This is a genomic window from Streptomyces sp. NPDC079020, from assembly GCF_044542225.1.
Classification (GTDB): domain Bacteria; phylum Actinomycetota; class Actinomycetes; order Streptomycetales; family Streptomycetaceae; genus Streptomyces.
Map to the genome: position 1 here is coordinate 69,000 of NZ_JBITUB010000008.1, position 17,478 is coordinate 86,477.

A 17,478-nucleotide genomic window follows, 5' to 3' on the forward strand; every position below is an offset into this window, starting at 1 on the left:
CCCCCGCCTCCGCCGTCATCACGCCGTTCCGCGTGCTGACTTCATGGTGGACGGAGGCGGGGAGACGTGCCGGAGCCTGTGGACTACCGGCCGGTTGTGGAAAACTCCGTCACCGCCACGTAGCGCTCCCGCACCTCGCGGTAGCGCACCAGCTCCGCCGCCACGGGGTCCAGCACCCGGGCCCGCCCGCAGCCCGCCGCGGCCTCGCGCAGCCGCCGCTCCGCCTCCTGCCCGTACCGCCGCGCCGGTCCCCGGGCGGCCGCCGCGCACGACCACTCCACCAGCGGCCCCCCGATGACTCCGGCCAGCATGATCAGCGCCGGGATGGCCAGGCCCGGTTCCAGGAAGCCCACGATCTGGCCGAGCAGCCACAGTCCGCCGAAGATCTGGAGCAGGGTCATCGACGCCTGGGCGAGCACCGCGGCGGGCCACCACCTCGGGCGCGGCGGCCGCCCCCCGCGCGCGCCCAGCGGCGGACCGGAGCCCGCGTCCCGGTCCTCCGCGCTCCCTGTCCGTCCCGGCGACGCGGCCGTGCCGCCCGCGCCCGCCTTCACCGCCAGCTCGTCCAGCGCCTCCGGGAGCCCCCGCGCCCCGCTCACGGCCGCCTCGCGCACGGCCTGCGCCCAGGGCTCCGGCAGCCCCGCGGCGGCCTCGTCCGCGACGGTCCGCACCGCCTGCTCGACCCGCTGCCTGGCGGTCAGCTCCTCCTCCGGCGGCACCGGCACCTGCCCCATCCGGTCCAGGCCGCCCGGCTGCCGGGCCGATTCGTACCAGCGCCAGAGCCGCAGCCACGGTGTCCCGCACGCCCGCCCGGCGTTCCTGCGCCACTCGCGCTCCGCGGCCTGTCCGGCGGCGGACGCCCCGACGGCCTCCGCGAGCCGGTCGGCGAACTCCTCCCGGGCCCGCTCGCCGAGCCCCGGCCGCCCCTCCGCCACGTACACCGGCCTCAGCCGCGCCGCGGCGGCGTCCACATCGGCGGAGAGCCTGCGCGCGGCGGCGGTGCGTTCCTTGACGAACCGGCCGAGCATCTCGCGCAGTTCGCCCACGCCGTCACCGGTGAGCGCGGACAGGGACATGACGGTGGCACCGGGTTCGCCGTGCTCCCCCAGGGCCATCCCGTCCTCGTCCAGCAGCCGCCGCAGATCATCGAGGACGAGGTCGGCGGACTCGCCGGGCAACCGGTCGATCTGGTTGAGGACGACGAAGGTGACCTCCGCGTGCCCGGCCAGCGGGCGGAGATAGCGTTCGTGGAGGGCCGCGTCGGCGTACTTCTCCGGGTCGACGACCCAGATCACCGCGTCGACCAGCGCCAGCGCCCGGTCCACCTGATCGCGGTGGCCGGCCGCCGCCGAGTCGTGGTCGGGCAGATCCACCAGGACGAGCCCCCGGAGCCCCTCGTCGGCCTCCACGCCTCCCTGCTGCGGTCTGCGCCGCAGCCGCCCGGGAATCGCAAGCCGGTCCAGCAGCCCGGCGGCGCCGTCGGTCCAGCTGCACGCGATCGGCGAGGCGGTGGTCGGCCGGCGCAGCCCGGTTTCGGAGATCTGGGCGCCCGCGAGCGCGTTGAACAGGGTCGACTTCCCGCTGCCGGTGGCTCCGGCGATGGCGACGACGGTGTGCCGGGAGGAGAGCCGCTGGCGGGCGGCGGCCTCGTCCAGCACCCGCCCCGCCTCGGCGAGGGTGGCCCGGTCGAGGCGTGCCCTGGAGAGTCCGACCAGTTCGCGCAGGGCGTCGAGCCGGGTGGGCAGCGGGCCGCCCGGCGTCACATACGCCTCGACCTGGGGCCGGACGTCGTCGTCCGGCGTGCTCCCGGTCCCGGCGTCCACGGGGACGACGGCCGCCGCGCGCCGGGCGATGAGCCCGTCGTCCCAGCGCCCGTCCGCGCTCCGCGGTCCCCCGTCCGCGTCCGGCCGCCCCCGGTCCGCCGCCGGCTCACGGCCCGGTTCGGGCTTCCCGTCGTGGTCCCGCTCCTGGTCCCGGTCGCGCTCCCGGTCCCGCTTCCGGTCCTGACCCTGGTCCTGCCCCGTGACGGCAGTCATCGCTGCCACCTCTCCTTCTGCAGTAGGGAAAGCGCGGCGATCAGTTCGGCCTGCGGTTCGGGGGCGATGTCGAGCGCGTCGAGAGGGGCCAGCCGCCGGTCGCGTTCACCGTTCAGCACCTGGTCGAGATAGCGGGTGAGCAGCTCCCCGCCCTTGTCCCGGAGCCGCAGCGCGCCCTGTGCGCCGATGCGTTCGGCGAGCTGCTCCCCCGCCGTACGGGCCCGGCGCCCGCCGAGGAGGGCGGCCGTCAGCAGCGCGGCCACGGTCTCGGGGTCGGGTGCGGCGTTGCGGTCCAGCAGCCGTGCCTCTTCCTCCGCCAGCTCTTCGAGGACGCGCCGCCAGCGTCGTACGGCCATGGTGATCCGGCCCTCGATGTCCTCGGCGGGGCCCCATCCCCCGGCCTCCCGGCCCGCGGTATCGAACCGGAAGAGCCCGGCGGCCGGTTCGCGCTGCCAGGTCGTACGGATCTGCTCGTCGGCGGCGGCCACGGCACACCGCAGGAGCGCGGCCAGGCTGTCCACCAGCGCTTCCAGGAGTTCCCCGGCCGAGCTGTACAGCGGAAAGCCGCGCCACCGGGTCCGCGCGTCCCCGGCCAGCACGGCGCCGCTCTGGAGCCGCCGGCGGATCCGGGACTCCTCCTTCCGGTACGCCTCCTCGACCACCCCGGTCAGCCGTACCGCCGCCGCGTGCTGTGCGGCGACGGCCCCGGCCAGCCCGGGGACCCGTACGTTCAGCGACTCGATGACCCCTGACGCCGTACGCCCCACGGCCTGCTGCCGGGCGGCCGGGTCCTGGGCGCGGTGGGTGAGCCAGGCGCGCAGCGGGGCCACGGCGGTGGTGGGCAGGAGCCCGCTGCCGCCGCCCGCCGACTCGGGCAGCTCGGGGATGGTGAAGCGCGGCACCTCCCCCAGGCCCGCCCGGGTGAGCAGGGCCGCGTACTGCCGGGACACCTCGACGCTCACCTGGTGCGGCACCCGGTCCAGGACGGTGACGAGGGAGGCGTCGTACTCTTTGGCGGTACGCAGCAGGTGCCAGGGCACGGCGTCGGCGTACCGCGACGCGGTGGTCACCATCACCCATACGTCGGCGGCGCAGATGAGTTCGGCGGCGAGGACCCGGTTGCGGACGACGAGTGAGTCGATGTCGGGGGCGTCGAGCAGCGCGAGTCCGCGCGGCAGGCTGGCCGCGGTCTCCACCCGCAGGACGGCCCCCTCCTCGTCCCCGCCCGACGCGAGGTCGTCGAGCCCGTCCGGGTCGGGGGCCCGGCCCGGCGGCAGCCAGATCCGGGTCAGCTGCGGGAGCACCCGTACCCCGGCGAACCAGTGGTGGTCGTCCGGATGGCAGATGAGCACCGGCGTCCGCGTGGTGGGCCGCAGCACCCCGGCCTCGCTGACCCGGCATCCCACGAGCGAGTTGACGAGCGTCGACTTGCCGGCCCCGGTGGATCCCCCGATGACCGCGAGCAGCGGCGCCCCGGGGTCCTTCAGCCGTGGCACCAGGTAGTCGTCGAGCTGCGCGAGCAGTTCCAGCCGGGTCTGCCGGGCGCGTGCCGTCCCGGGGAGCGGGAGCGGAAGACGCACGGCGGCGACACGGTCGCGCAGGGCGGAGAGTGCGTCGATGAGCTGAGGCCGTGCGTCCATGGTCGCCACATGCGAAGAATGCCCAATTTTGAAGCCTTTTTGAAGCGTATCGACGCCTCTGCGCGGCGGTTCCACTCTCCGGACAGAGGGGACGAGTGGGGCGCAGGCATAACGACTGCACAACACCCGTGGCGTCAGGCGCCAAAAGCGGTGCATGAATCGCACCTACCTGCGATTATCGGTTCGCTTCACCGAACCTCCACATCGTGCCACGCAGGTGAAGCAACCGGGTCGAGGGGATCGGAGCCCTATCCTTGTCCCGGCAAGGCCACGGAACCGTTCGATCAAGGGCTCCGGGCCGTCGAGGCCACCACCCGGCCCCCGTAGCTCAGTGGATAGAGCAGGCGCCTTCTAAGCGCTTGGCCGCAGGTTCGAGTCCTGCCGGGGGCGCATTGCCCGCATCACCATGAGGCCCTCCGTCCCGGAGGGCCTTTTCGCCGCCAGGGGCACGCTAGCGAGCGCACCGTAGTGGCGGCGTTAAGGAAACCCGGATCCCGCCCCGCGCCGGCCCGCGCTCCCGCTCCGTACGTCAGCGCGGCCCCGCGCTCCGCTCCGCGCAGTCGGCCAGGACCAAAAGCGCCTTCTCCAGATTGCCGTGCCCGTCGGCGAACGGGAGGCGCAGATGGTGGCGGAAGCCGTCGACCGCGGAGAAGGCGGGGCCGGGGACGATGAGGACGCCCGCGCGGCGGGCGAGCTGGGCGGTGGCCTCGGCGTCCGCGCCCGGGATCTCCACCCAGATGGCGGAGCCGCCCGCCGGGCGCTCCCAGCGCCAGCCGGGGGCGTGGGCGAGGAGCAGGCGTTCGGTCTCCGCGAGACGGTCGCGCAGCTGGGAGCGGCGGCGGGCGCGGGCCTCGGGCAGTTGGCGGAGCAGTCGCACGGCGAGCATCTGGTCCACCACCGGACAGGACAGGTCGACGGACTTCTTGATGTCCGCCAGCCGGTGGACGACCGTGGCCGAGGCCCGGATCCAGCCGACCCGGAGGCCGCCCCAGAACAGCTTGGACAGGGTGCCGATCGTCGCCGTGGCGTCGGCCGGCAGCCGCGGCGCGAGGGAGACGGGGGCGTCGTCGTGGCGCAGGGTCAGTTCCGCGTACGCGTTGTCCTCCACCGTGTACACCCCGTGCTCGGCCAGCACCGCCGCCCAGCGCAGCCGGGTGTGTTCGTCCATGCCCCGGCCCGTGGGGTTGTGCACGGACGGCTGCAGATAGACCAGGCGCGGCCGGAGGCGGCCGGCCAGCCGGGCCAGCGCCGCCGGGCCGTCGCCGTGCGGGGACGCGGCGGGGAGCGGGACGAGGCGGGCGCCCCGGGACCGCAGCGCCTCCAGCGCCCCGCGGTACGTCGGGTCCTCGACGACCACCGTGTCCCCGGGCTCGACCAGCCCCTGGGTGATCAGCCAGACGGCCTGCTGGGACCCGGCGGTGACCAGGATCTGGTCCGGGGAGGTGGGCAGGCCGGCGGAGCGGTGGTACCCGGCGATGGCCTCGCGCAGCTCCGGCAGCCCGTACGGAAGGTAGCCGTCACCGGCCAGCGCGGGCCCGAGGTCCCGGGCGGACAGGGCGCCGACCGCCTCCGCGACCGCGGGCAGGCCGTCCAGCGCGCCGCTGGACAGGTCGATGCCGCTGTCCCTCGTCCCGAAACTGGCCAGGCGCCCCTCGGTCGCCGGTTCACCCACCGCCCCCGACGCCCGCAGCCGGGACCCGCTGCCGTGCCGGCTCTCCAGCCGGCCCTCGGCCTCCAGCATCCCGTAGGCGGCCGTCACCGTACTGCGGCTGACGCCGATCGCCGCCGCCAGGGCGCGCTGCGAGGGGAGCACCGTGCCGGGGGCGATGTCCCCGCGCTGCGCCAGTTCGCGCAGCGCGTCGGCCAGCAGCCGCGGCAGCGCCCCCGTACCCCCTTTGGACCACCCGGTGAGCAGACGCGACAGGCGGGTGGGAGGAATCCGGTCCATGCGCCCATCATCCCGCTCCGCAGGCCACTTGCCCTCAAGTGGTGTGTGCCGCCCCCGGGTGCCGCGCGCAGGATCGAGGGACCGTTCGTTCGAAGGAGAAAGAACATGGCGACCGTCGTGCTGGTGGGGACCCTGGACACCAAGGGGACGGAGTACGCGTGGCTCGCGACGCGGCTGCGGGCGTCCGGATGCGAGGTGGTGACCGTCGATGCCGGGGTGATGCCGCTGCCGGACGGGGCCCCCGCCGGTGATGTCGACGCCGCCTCCGTCGCCCGCCGCGCCGGGCACGACCTGGCGGCGCTGCGGGCCGCCGGGGACCGCGGCGCGGCGGTGTCGGCCATGGCCGAGGGGGTCGAGCTGGTCGTCGGCGATCTGCACCGCGAGGGCCGGCTGCACGCGGTGCTGGCGGTGGCCGGCAGCGGTGGCTCGTTCATCGCCGCGCGGGCCATGCGGGCGCTGCCCGTCGGTGTGCCGAAGCTGCTGGTGTCCACCATGGCCGGCGGGGATGTATCCCCGTACGTGGGCAGCAGCGACATCACCATGATGTACAGCGTGGTCGATGTGGCGGGCATCAACTCCGTTTCGTCCCTGATCCTGGGGAACGCGGTGGCCGCCGCCGCGGGCATGGCCGCCCACCACGAGCGGAGCCTGACCCGTCCGGGCGCCGGGGGCCGCAGACTGATCGGTGCCAGCATGTTCGGGGTCACCACACCGGCCGTCGACGCCGCCCGCCACCGGCTGGACGAGCTCGGTTACGAGGTCCTGGTCTTCCATGCCACCGGTGCGGGCGGGCAGGCCCTGGAGAAGCTCGCCGCGGGCGGCTTCCTGGCCGGGGTCCTGGATCTGACCACCACCGAACTCGCGGACGAACTGGTCGGCGGGGTGCTGAGCGCCGGGCCCGGCCGGCTCACCGCGGCGGGCCGGGCGGGCATTCCCCAGGTGGTGGCCCCCGGAGCGCTGGACATGGTCAACTTCGGGGCCCGGGAGACGGTCCCCGAGCGCTTCGCCGAGCGCCGGCTGCTCGTGCACAACCCGACCGTCACCCTGATGCGCACCACGGCCGACGAGATGGCGCTGCTCGGGACCTCCATCGGGCACAAGCTGGCCGCGGCGGACGGACCCGCGGCGGTCCTCTGGCCACGCGGCGGCGTCTCCGCCGTGGACGCGCCCGGCGGGCCGTTCCACGACCCCGCCGCCGACGGGGCCGCTCTGGCCTCCCTGCGGTCGGCGCTGGAGGGCAGCACCGTCGAACTCCACGAGCTCGACGCCCATCTGAACGACCCGGCCTTCGCCCTGGCCGCCGCCGACCACCTCCACCGGCTGATCACCGCCGCCGACCGCCCGGCCGCGGACGCCTGAGACCGCAGGCGCCGCGGACATCCCCGACCGCGCACACCGAGAAGGAGCCCCCCTCGTGGACCGCAAGCAAGCCCTGAGCCGTCTGACCGCCCAGGTCGGCGCCAAGAAGCCCGTCATCGGAGCAGGCGCCGGAACCGGCCTGACCGCCAAGTGCGCGGAGGCCGGCGGTGTCGACCTGCTGATCATCTACAACTCCGGCCGCTACCGGATGGCCGGGCGCGGCTCGCTGGCGGGTCTCCTGCCCTACGGCGACGCCAACGCCATCGTGCTGGAGATGGCCGGGGAGGTGCTTCCCGTCGTACGGGAGGTGCCGGTGCTCGCCGGGGTGTGCGGCACCGACCCCTTCCGGATCATGGGCAACTTCCTCGACCAGTTGAAGTCCGTCGGCTTCACCGGCGTACAGAACTTCCCCACGGTCGGGCTGTACGACGGCACGTTCCGGGAGAACCTGGAGGAGACGGGCATGGGCTTCGGCCTGGAGATCGACATGATCCGCCAGGCCCATGAACGGGATCTGCTGACCGCCCCCTACGTCTTCGACACCGACCAGGCCGCCGCCATGGCCGCGGCCGGCGCGGATGTCCTCGTACCCCATGTCGGGCTCACCACCAAGGGCGCCATCGGGGCCACCACCGCCCTCACGCTCGACCAGGCGGCCACGGCCGTGCAGGAGATGCACGACGCCGCCAAGCGCGTCAATCCGGACATCATCGTGCTCTGCCACGGCGGGCCGATCGCCGAACCCGAGGACGCCCGCTACGTCCTGGAGCACACCTCGGGCATCGCCGGGTTCTTCGGCGCCTCGTCCATGGAGCGCCTGCCCACCGAACGCGCCGTCACCGAACAGGCACGCGCCTTCAAGTCCCTCCCGATCGGCTGAGCACCGAGCACGCCCCGACTCCGGACCCGTCCGAAGCCCGGCCGCCCCGCAGGGGGTGGCCGGGCTGTCGCGTTTCCCGGCAGGGGCCGCTACGGAATTTCCGCCGGCCTCCTCCCCCGGGTCGAACCATACTGCGAAGAGCGACCCGGAATTCATGAATACCCACCGGTAACGCATTCACCTCCACAACATTCAGCATTCACCGTCCAGTTGTACCGGCGGTTATATCCGGAGCCTCCCGGCGGACAGCGGCGACATCAAAGACCGGGTCAAGAACTCCGTTACTGCAACGTCGAGTTCCGGACCCGTACGGCCACTTTTCCGCCCCGTCGACGACACGCCATCGACTCTGCCCAACGATGGGGTTGACACCGGAAGTTGGTCTAGTCCAACTTAGTGACACACAGGTTCGGCGGGGCGACGGCCGCTGTCCGGACCTTTGCCGTACGAGCAAACCAGCAGGCCAGCAGTCTGAGTTGGCCACGCCTGCCGACGACGACGTCGACGACGCGTGCCCGCTTCCCGTACCGCGGCCAGTGCTGGGCACCAAGCACGAGGAGGGGGAAGAACCGGTCCGTCCTCACGACGTACCACTCCCGCACCGCACCGCAGCACCACCACATGGCTCTCGTCCTCGGACGGCGAATTTCCCCGTCCCACCCGGGACGGTCCGAGGAAGAGGCATCCGCCGGACAGCATTCCGGCCCACCGGCCGAACCCACCCGCAGCGAGTGAATCAACGGCAGCCGGCCGTGAGTTCACTGCGCCCTGAAGCGGTCACGGGAAGCCGTTCCCACTGAATCCGTATCTCCCACTCAGCCGTTCTCCGCACAGCCGTCTTCCCACCTGTGGAAGCGGTTCTCCGCGCCGATTCCAGCGATGCCACGCGCCGTAAGCGCGAGCCGCCGGAGACCGGCGGGTCCGCTCGTCCACAGCACTGTCGAGTCCTGGAGTGATTGCATGCCGACGCCCGACCCCTATCTGCATCGAGCCGCATCGGACATCCCGTACTTCAGTACGGACACCGAGACGTATCTCGCCCGGACCCCGCTGCGGGAGCTCCGCAAGTCACGGGAGCTCCGCGTTCTGTCGGAGGAGGACTTCGCCTTCTGGCAGACGTACGGATACGTCGTCGTGGAGCAGGCGATCCCCGCCGCCGCGGCGAAGCGGCTGCTGGACTTCACCTGGGACTTCCAGGGGCTCGACCCGGACCGGCCGGAGAGCTGGTACTCCGACCGGGAGTTCCGTTCGGATCTGGACCGGGAGCTGCACATCTACGGATTCGTCGAGGCCTACCACCACCAGCTGATCTGGGACAGCCGCCAGAACCAGCGCGTGTACGACGCGTTCGTCGACGTCTGGGACTGCGAAGAGCTGTGGGTGACCCTGGACCGGCTCAATCTCAACCCGCCGAACATCAAGGACCGTGACCGTGCGCACATCGCGCCCACGGACAAGGGGTTCGACATCGAGCTCCACTGGGATGTCGACACCACGCTCGGGGTGCTGCCGCAGCGGGTCCAGGGCATCATCGCGCTGAAGGACACCCAGCCGGACGAAGGCGGATTCCAGTGCTCGCCGGAGCTGTTCCGCCGGTTCGACCAGTGGAAGGCCGTGCAGCCGGCGGACCGGGACCCCATCAGGCCGGATGCCGACCGGTCGGAGTTTCCCGTGGTCCGGCCCGCGCTCAAGGCCGGTGACCTGCTGATCTGGAACGGCCTGCTCGCGCACGGAGTGGCCCGCAACACCTCGGAGCGGGGGGTGCGGGCGGTTCAGTACCTCTCCATGATGCCCGCCCTGGAGTCGGACGAGGAGCTGACCCGGTCCCGGGTCGACTCCTGGCGCCACCTCAGCACTCCGGACTGGAACAAGACGCTGGTCGGCGACGCGACGAAGCACGAGTCCCTCAGATACGGCACCGCCACCCTGAACGGTCTCGGCGCGAAACTCCTGGGGCTCGAATCCTGGCGCGGGACGGGAGCCGAAGCGGAATCCGAAGCCGGAGCCGCGGCCGTGGCCGAGGTCATCGCCGAAGCCGAGCGGTCGACGGGAGAGCCGACATGCGCACAGTCTGCCTGACCCTTCCCACCAACAGGCCGTGCTCGCCGACGATCTCGGCGGTCGGTGCCGAGGCCGCCCACGCGGCCGGGCACTTCGACGTCGAGGTGCATCTGCTGATCCTCGACTCCTCCGACGAACAGACGCTCGCCGGACACGCCGAGGCCGTCGCCGCGCTGCCCGCCACCGCGAACGTGGTCGTGCACCATCTCGGCGAGTCGGAACAGCGGGACTTTCTGCGGGACGTGATCCAGCGCGCCGAGGTCACCAAGCCCCAGCTGCTCCTCGATCTGATGCTTCCGGCCGGTGTCTCCTACGGCGCCTGCACCAATCGCGCGTTCCTCATCGCCGCCGCGCTCGGCTGCGAGTCGATTCACCGCAGGGATTCCGACAGCAGCTACCAGGTCCTGAACGGCGAGCCGGTATTCCCCATCCACCACGAGCTCCTGTCCCTCGGCCTGCGCGCGAGCGACGCGGTCCCCGGGGTGACCGAGGCCGAACTGGAGCCGTCGCAGACCCACCGGACGGTGTCCATGGTGGGCAGTTCCTTCGTGGGTGAACTGTCCGTGGACATCAGCGAGATCCAGCAGCTCGACCGCGGTGTCTATCACGACGTCGTCAGCCTGTGGGCCCCCGCCCGGTGGTCGGACGAGGAGAAACGGCAACTGGTCGACGAGTCCTTCCGCGGGGCCGGCACGGAGGAGTTCGTCCGGGACCACTCGACCCTGACCACGGTCGATCCCATGCGGGTGGACATGTGCAACATCAGTTTCCACCACGAGGTGTACGAGCTCATGCCGCTGCCGCCCGCCACCAATACCATCGGCAGCGACTATTTCCTCATGCATGTGGTGCATGACGCCCGGCTGCCCGGCGTCCTCCACAACCGCAACATCGTGAACTTCTACACCGCCGAGCGCAGAACCGATTCCGGGTTCATGGCCTACCAGCTGCGGTTCACGAAGTTCTTCCTGTCGATGCTCTACTTCAATGTCATCTACGACCGGATGGCGGCGGCCGGGGAGTCGCTGCTCGACGACCGGGACCGTCTCCGCGTGCCCGCGATCACCGAATTCATCAGGGAAAGCATCCGGTCGCCCAGGGACGAGAACGTGGAGCGGCTGAACAGCCTCGACCGTTCCTACCGGAAGCTCGGCGGCAGATACGCGGAGTTCGCGGACGTCCTGGCCTCGCAGGGCCCGCGCCTGCTCGACGAGGCCCAGGCCGACATCGACGACTTCGCCCTGCTGATCGAGGCGTGGGAGCCACTGATGCGTGCGAGCCGGTCCACCGGCCTGCACCGGACGGTCCGGTAGAGAGCCATGAGCAATTTACTGACGCACGCGACCACCGAGATACCGGCCACCTCACGGATGCGCGCCGCACTGGCCGCCGCCACCGATGACCGGATCGTCTTCGACCTCGCCGGGATCGAAAAGCAGTACGACGCGCTGATACGGGAGTTGCCCGGCATCTCCGTCCGCTTCGCCATGAAGGCCTGCCCGGTGGACGAAGTGCTGGCGGCCCTGGCGGGCAGGGGATCCGGCTTCGACGCGGCAAGTCCCGAAGAGATCGCGCAGGCGATCGGAACCGGTGTACCGCTCGACGCCATTCATTACGGCAACACCATCAAGTCCGACCACAACATCGCCGATGCCTACCGGCTCGGCATCCGGGACTTCGCGACGGACAGCCTGGAGGACGTGACGGCGATCGGCGTCCACGCGCCGGGCGCCCGTGTGTTCTGCAGGCTCGCCACCAGCGGGGACGGGGCCCTGTGGGGCCTCAGCAAGAAGTTCGGCTGCTCGGGCGCGGACGCGGTACGGGTGATGGAGAAGGCGCGGGACACCGGCCTGACCCCGGCGGGCCTGTCCGTGCACGTCGGTTCGCAGCAGATGACGACCGAAGCCTGGCAGAGCGCCTTCGAAAGCCTCGCCGACGTGCTCACAGCACTGAACCGGCGGGGAATCCGTCCGGACCACATCAATCTCGGCGGCGGTCTGCCGGCACTCGGCTACCGGGACATGAGAGGAATTCCTCTCGATCCGCCGCTGGACAAGATATTCGCCGTGATCCGGGAGGGCATGGAGCACCTGAGGGCCGTTTCGGAATCCGCCCTGGAATTCGTCATGGAGCCGGGACGCCATCTGGTGGCCGATCACGGAGCCATCAGAGCTCATGTGTCCCGGATGTCCACACGGCAGCAGCTGGACGGCGAGCGACAGCACTGGCTGTATCTGAGCTGCGGAAAGTTCAACGGGCTGTACGAGATGGACGCGTTGCAGTACCGGCTGGTGTTCCCGTCCCACGACGGTGCGGAACACGTGCCCGCTGTCATCGCGGGCCCCACGTGCGACAGCGACGACGCCTACGTACAGACGGACAGTCCCGTTCGTGTGCCAGAAGATGTCGCGTCGGGCGATCCGGTCTGGATCCTCTCCTGCGGCGCCTATGCGACCAGTTATATGACGCGGGGATTCAACGGGTTCCGCCCGCTCCCGTACTCCTGGGCATCCGGCGGACGCCCCGGCCGGAAGGGTCCGGAGTAGATGATCCACGACATGCGCGTACGGCATATCGCCGACAGCGACTGGGACGGCATCGTCGCCCTGGAATCCAGTGCCTACAGCGACATTTCGCTGTCCGAGGGGCGCGCGGCACTGGAATCCAGGGCGCAGGCCTCGCCCGCCACCTGTTTCGTACTGGACCACGGCGGGCGGATCACCGGCTATGTGCTGGCCCTGCCCTATCCGAGATTCCAGTACCCGGAGCTGACACGCGGCGAGGAGGTCATCTTCCACTCGCGCAACCTGCATCTGCACGACATCGTCGTCGACGAGGAATTCCGTGGCCGGGGGCTGGCGAGGAGACTTCTCCACCACCTCACGGTGACGGCCGGCGCGAAGACGTACGAACACATCTCGCTGATCTCCGTCGGGGACAACGAGACCTTCTGGGCGGCCAACGGATTTCACGCCCACCCCCATGTCCCGCTGCCCCGGAGTTACGGCGCCACCGCCGTATACATGTCCAGGGCGGTGCAAGGCGGCCGGGCCGGGAGTCCGGCGCCTTTCCGTGATCCATTGCCCGGGTCTCCACCGCACGACGAAGTAGGTTGATTCACATGTTTCGCGTCCGCGATCCATTTCGCCGCGCACAATTGGCGATCGCAGCATTGTTCTGTCTGCTGGGGTTCCAGTACGCCACCTGGGCGGCCCGGCTCCCCACCCTCAAGACGGAACTCGGCCTGAGCGAGGCGGAGCTGGGTCTGCTGCTGATGGCCTGCGGCGCGGGCGCGGCGGCGTCGTTCCCCCTGGTGACCGTGCTCATGCGGCGCATCGGCTCGCGGCGGCTGGCGCTGGTGTCTTCGCTCTGCCTGGGCGTTCTTCTGCTCGCCCTGGCAGCCGCTCCCAACTATCCGGTCGCCCTGCTGATCATCTGTCTGGACGGCGTCGCCGTCGGCTGTCTGAACGTCGCGATGAACGCGCAGGGCGCCGCGCTCGAGGTCGAGCACGGGCGCACCACCATGTCCCGACTGCACGCGACGTTCAGTGCCGGGTCGCTGCTGGCGGCGCTCCTCGCCTCCGGGATGCATCTGTGGACCTCGGAACTGGCGGCACACTTCGGCGTGGCCACCGTCCTCCTGCTGCTCCTGGCCGGATACTCCTGGCCCGGACTGCTGACGGCGGACCAGCGGGAACCCGAGAAGAAGAAGGACCGCCGGAAGCTGACCATGCCGGCCCGCGCGACCTTGTGGATGGGGTGCGCGATGGCGTTCGGCACCGTGACCGAGGGCGCCATGAACGACTGGTCGGCGCTCTATCTGAAGGACGTCGTCAACGCCTCGGCCGAGATGGCGCCCATGGGCATCGCCGTGGTCTCGGTCATGATGGTGCTGGCCCGGGTCTTCGCCGACAGCTGGCGTACCCGCTGGGGCGACGGCCGTATCGTCCGGGTGGGCAGTGTGCTGGCCGGCGCCGGGCTGGCGCTCGCCCTGCTGGTCGGTGGCGTGGTGCCGACGCTGATCGGGTTCGCCTGCGTCGGGCTGGGCATCGCCGCCGTGACCCCGTGCATCTATGTGGCCGCCGCCAGGACGGGCCCGGACGCCCTGGCCCTGGTCGCCGCCATGGGCACGACCGGCCTGCTGGCCGGCCCGGCGGCGATCGGCTTCATAGCGAGCGCCAGCAGCCTGGTGTGGGGCATGGGCGCCGTGGCCGCCGCGGCGCTCCTCGTGTCCCTGTGCGCCACCCGGATCAGGTGGACGGCCCTGTCCGAGGCCTGATCGTCCGTGGGCTGTTGGTCCGTGGGCTGTTGGTCCGTGGGCTGATCGTCCGTCGGCTGATCGTCCGTGGCCCGGGGCTCCTGGGACCCAGAGGTCTCAGGAGCCCCGGGCCACGGGTCTCAGCCCCGCAGGTGCGTCAGTACCGATGTCATGGCCCGCTCCACCGCCCGCCGCGCCTCGTCTGTGCGGTCGATCGTCTCGAACCCGTGGTGGGCGTGCGGAATGTCGATCACCTCGACCGCCGCTCCGGCCGTCTCCGCGGAGTCGAGGAACTCCTGGACCGTCACCGCGATCTCCGGCGACTCCAGGCCCACCCGGGTCAGGACGATCGGCAGCCGCCCGGCCCCGCTCACCGCGTCCGCCGGCCGGAACCGGGGCTCCACGCCCTGCCAGTTGGACAGCGGCGCGAGCGCCGGACAGGTGGCCGCCACGCAGCGCAGCCACGGCGGGGGCGCCGCCAGCCAGTCGGCCGACAGCAGTCCGCCGACCGAGCAGAACCACAGGGCGATCCGCTGCCCGTCGACGCGCGGATCGGACCGTACGAGCTCGACCGCTTCGGCCACATCCCCGGCGGCGAGCGCGAAGTCACCGAGCCCGTGGAGCCGGTGGTCCAGCGTCACACCGACCGCGCCCAGGTCCGCCGCGTACGAGGCGTAGCCGACCAGGCCCGGCCAGTCGCGCGGTGTCGGCAGCCCCCCGGCCGGAACCGGGCCGCCATGGACGAGGATCACCGCCGGACGGGGCCCGTCCGCGTCGGGCGGATACAGGTCGACCCGGCCCACACGCTCCCTGCGCCGCTCCGGCACGTCCAGGAGGAAGGGCCGCAGGTGCGCGGGCTCTTCACCCACCTCGGGAGCGATCCGGTGCCCCTTGCCCCCGGCCGCCGCCAGCAGTACACCGGTCAGCTCGTCCGGCGCCGAGAGCATCGGCCAGTGTCCGGTGTCGAGTTCGAAGAAGCTCACCTCCGGATCGACGAGCGCCTGGAACTGCTCGGCCCCGAGCCCCACCATCCGCTCCACGAGCGCGATGCTCGACCCGTTGGCCGTGCACAGGACGCCGGACATCGGCAGTCCGGATCCCGCCCCCGACAGCCGGAGCGGCTGGGTGAGGGTGCGCACGGGCTGCGGCGCGGCGAGACGGTCCAGCCGTGCCAGCGCTTCCGCGCTCAGGCCCGCGGTGCTGCCCCAGCGCGTCCACTCACCGGGAGCCGGCGGCGGGAGCAGGCCGGTGTTTCCGGTGTTTCCGGTGCTCCCGGTGCTCCCGGTGCTCCCGGTGCTCCCGGTGCTCCCGGTGCTCCCGGTGCTCCCGGTGCTCCCGGTGCTGCCGGTGCTGCCGGTGCTGCCGGTGTTTCCGACGCTTGCCGTGTGCGCCGTGTCCGGTTCTCGCGCGGCCCGCGGGCCGCCCTGGAGCCGTTCGCGTACGGAAGGGTCCGGGACCAGTTCCAGCGCAGCGTCACCGTTCCGGGCCAGGCCCACGTCCAGGTACACGATCCGCGCGATCCGCTCCGGGCGGCGGTCGGCGGCGCCCAGCGCCGGATGGATGCCGTACCCGTGGCCGACGAGCACCACCTCCGGCTCGTCCACATGGTCGATCAGCCGCACCAGGTCCTCGACGTGCGTCTCCAGGTCCGTGCCGGGACCGCCCAGGTGGCGCCGGTCCCCCAGCCCGGTGAGCGTCGCCGGGTACGCCCCGGCCCCCGACTCCCGCAGCCGGGCCGCCACGTCCCGCCAGACCCAGCCACCGGTGTGGCTGCCCGCCACCAGTACGAACGCCGTCATGTACGCCTCCCTCTCGCGCCGTGGTCCGCACGGCCGCCCTCCGGGCCGCCCGTGCTCCCGCGTAACGTAGGAACTCCCCCTGAGGGAGGTTCAAGACGTGTGCCCCGACGGCATGTGGAACGACGCGCCCCGCGACGGCACATGGAGCATCGGAGAGCTGGCGGCGCGGGCGGGCGTCACGGTCAAGACCGTCCGCTTCTACTCGGACCGCGGTCTGCTGCCCGAGGCGGCGCGCAGCACCGGGGGCCATCGCCGTTACGGTCCCGAGGCGCTCGACCGGCTCCGGCTGATCCGGTCGCTGCGCACGCTGGACCTGCCGGTGCCGGACGTGGGCCGGGTGCTGGACCGGGACGACGCGCTGGAGGACGGGCTGCGGGACGTCATCGCGGACCGGCTGAAGGAACTCGGCACCCAGATGACCGCGATGCGCTGGCGGGAGGCCGCGCTCCAGCTGCTCCAGGAATGCCCGCCCGGGGAACGGGCCGGGCGGCTGCTCCTGATCGGCGCGATGGCCACCCCGCCCGACACCACGTCACTGGCGCGCTTCTGGCGTCGCGTCCTGCCCGTGCGTCTCCCGGCGGCCCAGAAGTCATGGATCATCGAGGCGGCGGTTCCCCAGCCTCCGGCGGATCCGTCCCCGGCCCAGGTGCTGGCCTTCGCCCGGCTCCACGCGCTCGCCTCCGACGTCGGCTCCGGCATCGGGGGCGACATCAGTGTCTGCCGGCCCGAGTACCTGCTGCTGGGCGAGGACTGCCGGCCGGACCTGCTCTACGACGGTCTCCGTGAGGCGTTCACGATCGCCTCCCCCGACCTGCGGGCGGGGCGGCCCCCGCGCGAGGGCGAGGCTCTCGACAGTTTCGTCGCCGCGTTCGCCCGCCTTCGCGGTCTGCGGGACACCCCCGGCTTCCGCCACCGGCTCAGCGGCGTGCTGGCCCGGACCTCGGACCCCCGTATCGGCCGTTACTGGGAGCTGACCGCCCAGCTGTCCAGCTCGCCGGAGCCGACGTTCGGCGCGTCCGAGGACTGGCTCCGCGCCGCTCTGGACACCCAGGTGGCCGGGGCGGCGGCCGGCTGACCGGTCTTCGGCCGGCCGGGTCCCTGGTGGCCGGGCGATCGGATCCCAGGTGGCCGGGCAGCCGGATCCCGGGTGGCCGGGCAGTTCGCGTCGGCCGCCCGGTACGCCGGACGGCCGTTGGCCGGTCCGGCCCTGTTGACCGGCTCACCGGCCGGTTCCCGTGATCCGTCGGGCCGCCGGCCCGCCCTGCGCACGGCCTCGCCGCCCCATCGGCCGCTGAGCTGCTGATCTGCGCGGCCGGGTGGCCCACCGGCCCGGCCGAACCACTTCCCCGTGCCCGCGCACCCCCGCACCAAAACCGGATCATTCCTGCTGGAACAAGACACAAGTCGGCGCGCCGGAAGGCCTGATGAACGGCCGAAATCACTCCCCCGTGCGGAATAGAACGTGAAGTACCGGTGAATCCGACTTCATGTTCGATC

The 17,478-nt window shown here is 71.9% G+C and carries 12 protein-coding genes and 1 tRNA gene; 9 read left to right on the forward strand and 4 right to left on the reverse strand.

Features of this window, described 5'->3' with window-relative positions; all coding sequences use genetic code 11:
* Positions 1-83: 83 nt before the first annotated feature.
* Complete coding sequence (locus ACIGJO_RS18370) at positions 84-2,036, reverse strand: GTPase (RefSeq protein ID WP_399959129.1); 1,953 nt, start codon at positions 2,034-2,036, stop codon at positions 84-86.
* Positions 2,033-3,676 carry a dynamin family protein gene (locus ACIGJO_RS18375; protein ID WP_399959131.1) on the reverse strand — a complete coding sequence of 548 codons (1,644 nt, stop codon included), beginning with the start codon at positions 3,674-3,676 and terminating at the stop codon, positions 2,033-2,035. The genes ACIGJO_RS18370 and ACIGJO_RS18375 overlap by 4 nt, the downstream gene beginning before the upstream one ends.
* Before the next feature lie 317 nt (positions 3,677-3,993).
* Here ACIGJO_RS18375 and ACIGJO_RS18380 point away from each other — a divergent pair.
* A tRNA-Arg gene (locus ACIGJO_RS18380) sits at positions 3,994-4,066 on the forward strand.
* Positions 4,067-4,205: 139 nt separating this feature from the next.
* Here the strand turns inward: ACIGJO_RS18380 and ACIGJO_RS18385 are convergent.
* The gene (locus tag ACIGJO_RS18385; RefSeq protein ID WP_399959133.1) at positions 4,206-5,624 is read right to left on the reverse strand and encodes a PLP-dependent aminotransferase family protein; all 1,419 of its coding nucleotides are present in this window, start codon (positions 5,622-5,624) and stop codon (positions 4,206-4,208) included.
* 105 nt (positions 5,625-5,729) lie between these two features.
* On the opposite strand from ACIGJO_RS18385, the gene ACIGJO_RS18390 reads away from it, so the two are divergent.
* The 7 genes from ACIGJO_RS18390 (at position 5,730) to ACIGJO_RS18420 (ending at position 14,203) form a co-directional block, all read left to right on the forward strand.
* Complete coding sequence (locus ACIGJO_RS18390; RefSeq protein WP_399959135.1) at positions 5,730-6,983, forward strand: Tm-1-like ATP-binding domain-containing protein; 1,254 nt, start codon at positions 5,730-5,732, stop codon at positions 6,981-6,983.
* A gap of 55 nt (positions 6,984-7,038) precedes the next feature.
* A complete protein-coding gene (locus ACIGJO_RS18395; protein WP_399959137.1) occupies positions 7,039-7,863 on the forward strand; it encodes a phosphoenolpyruvate hydrolase family protein in 825 nt (274 codons plus the stop codon).
* Positions 7,864-8,823: 960 nt separating this feature from the next.
* A complete protein-coding gene (locus ACIGJO_RS18400; RefSeq protein ID WP_399959139.1) occupies positions 8,824-9,942 on the forward strand; it encodes a phytanoyl-CoA dioxygenase family protein in 1,119 nt (372 codons plus the stop codon).
* Positions 9,924-11,237, forward strand: coding sequence for a DUF6271 family protein (locus ACIGJO_RS18405; protein WP_399959142.1), 1,314 nt, complete (start codon positions 9,924-9,926; stop codon positions 11,235-11,237). The genes ACIGJO_RS18400 and ACIGJO_RS18405 overlap by 19 nt, the downstream gene beginning before the upstream one ends.
* Before the next feature lie 6 nt (positions 11,238-11,243).
* Positions 11,244-12,470 (forward strand): type III PLP-dependent enzyme, encoded by a 1,227-nt coding sequence (locus ACIGJO_RS18410; protein ID WP_399959144.1) that lies wholly within the window; start codon positions 11,244-11,246, stop codon positions 12,468-12,470.
* Between the two features lie 12 nt (positions 12,471-12,482).
* Positions 12,483-13,040 (forward strand): GNAT family N-acetyltransferase, encoded by a 558-nt coding sequence (locus tag ACIGJO_RS18415; protein WP_399959146.1) that lies wholly within the window; start codon positions 12,483-12,485, stop codon positions 13,038-13,040.
* Positions 13,041-13,045: 5 nt separating this feature from the next.
* On the forward strand, positions 13,046-14,203 hold the full coding sequence (locus ACIGJO_RS18420) for an MFS transporter (protein WP_399959148.1): 1,158 nt from the start codon (positions 13,046-13,048) through the stop codon (positions 14,201-14,203).
* A 119-nt stretch (positions 14,204-14,322) separates the two neighbouring features.
* On the opposite strand, the gene ACIGJO_RS18425 is transcribed toward ACIGJO_RS18420, so the two are convergent.
* Positions 14,323-15,981 (reverse strand): alpha/beta hydrolase, encoded by a 1,659-nt coding sequence (locus ACIGJO_RS18425; protein WP_399959150.1) that lies wholly within the window; start codon positions 15,979-15,981, stop codon positions 14,323-14,325.
* A gap of 97 nt (positions 15,982-16,078) precedes the next feature.
* Here ACIGJO_RS18425 and ACIGJO_RS18430 point away from each other — a divergent pair, with 97 nt between their 5' ends.
* Positions 16,079-17,056 (forward strand): MerR family transcriptional regulator, encoded by a 978-nt coding sequence (locus ACIGJO_RS18430; RefSeq protein ID WP_399959152.1) that lies wholly within the window; start codon positions 16,079-16,081, stop codon positions 17,054-17,056.
* Positions 17,057-17,478 lie beyond the last annotated feature (422 nt).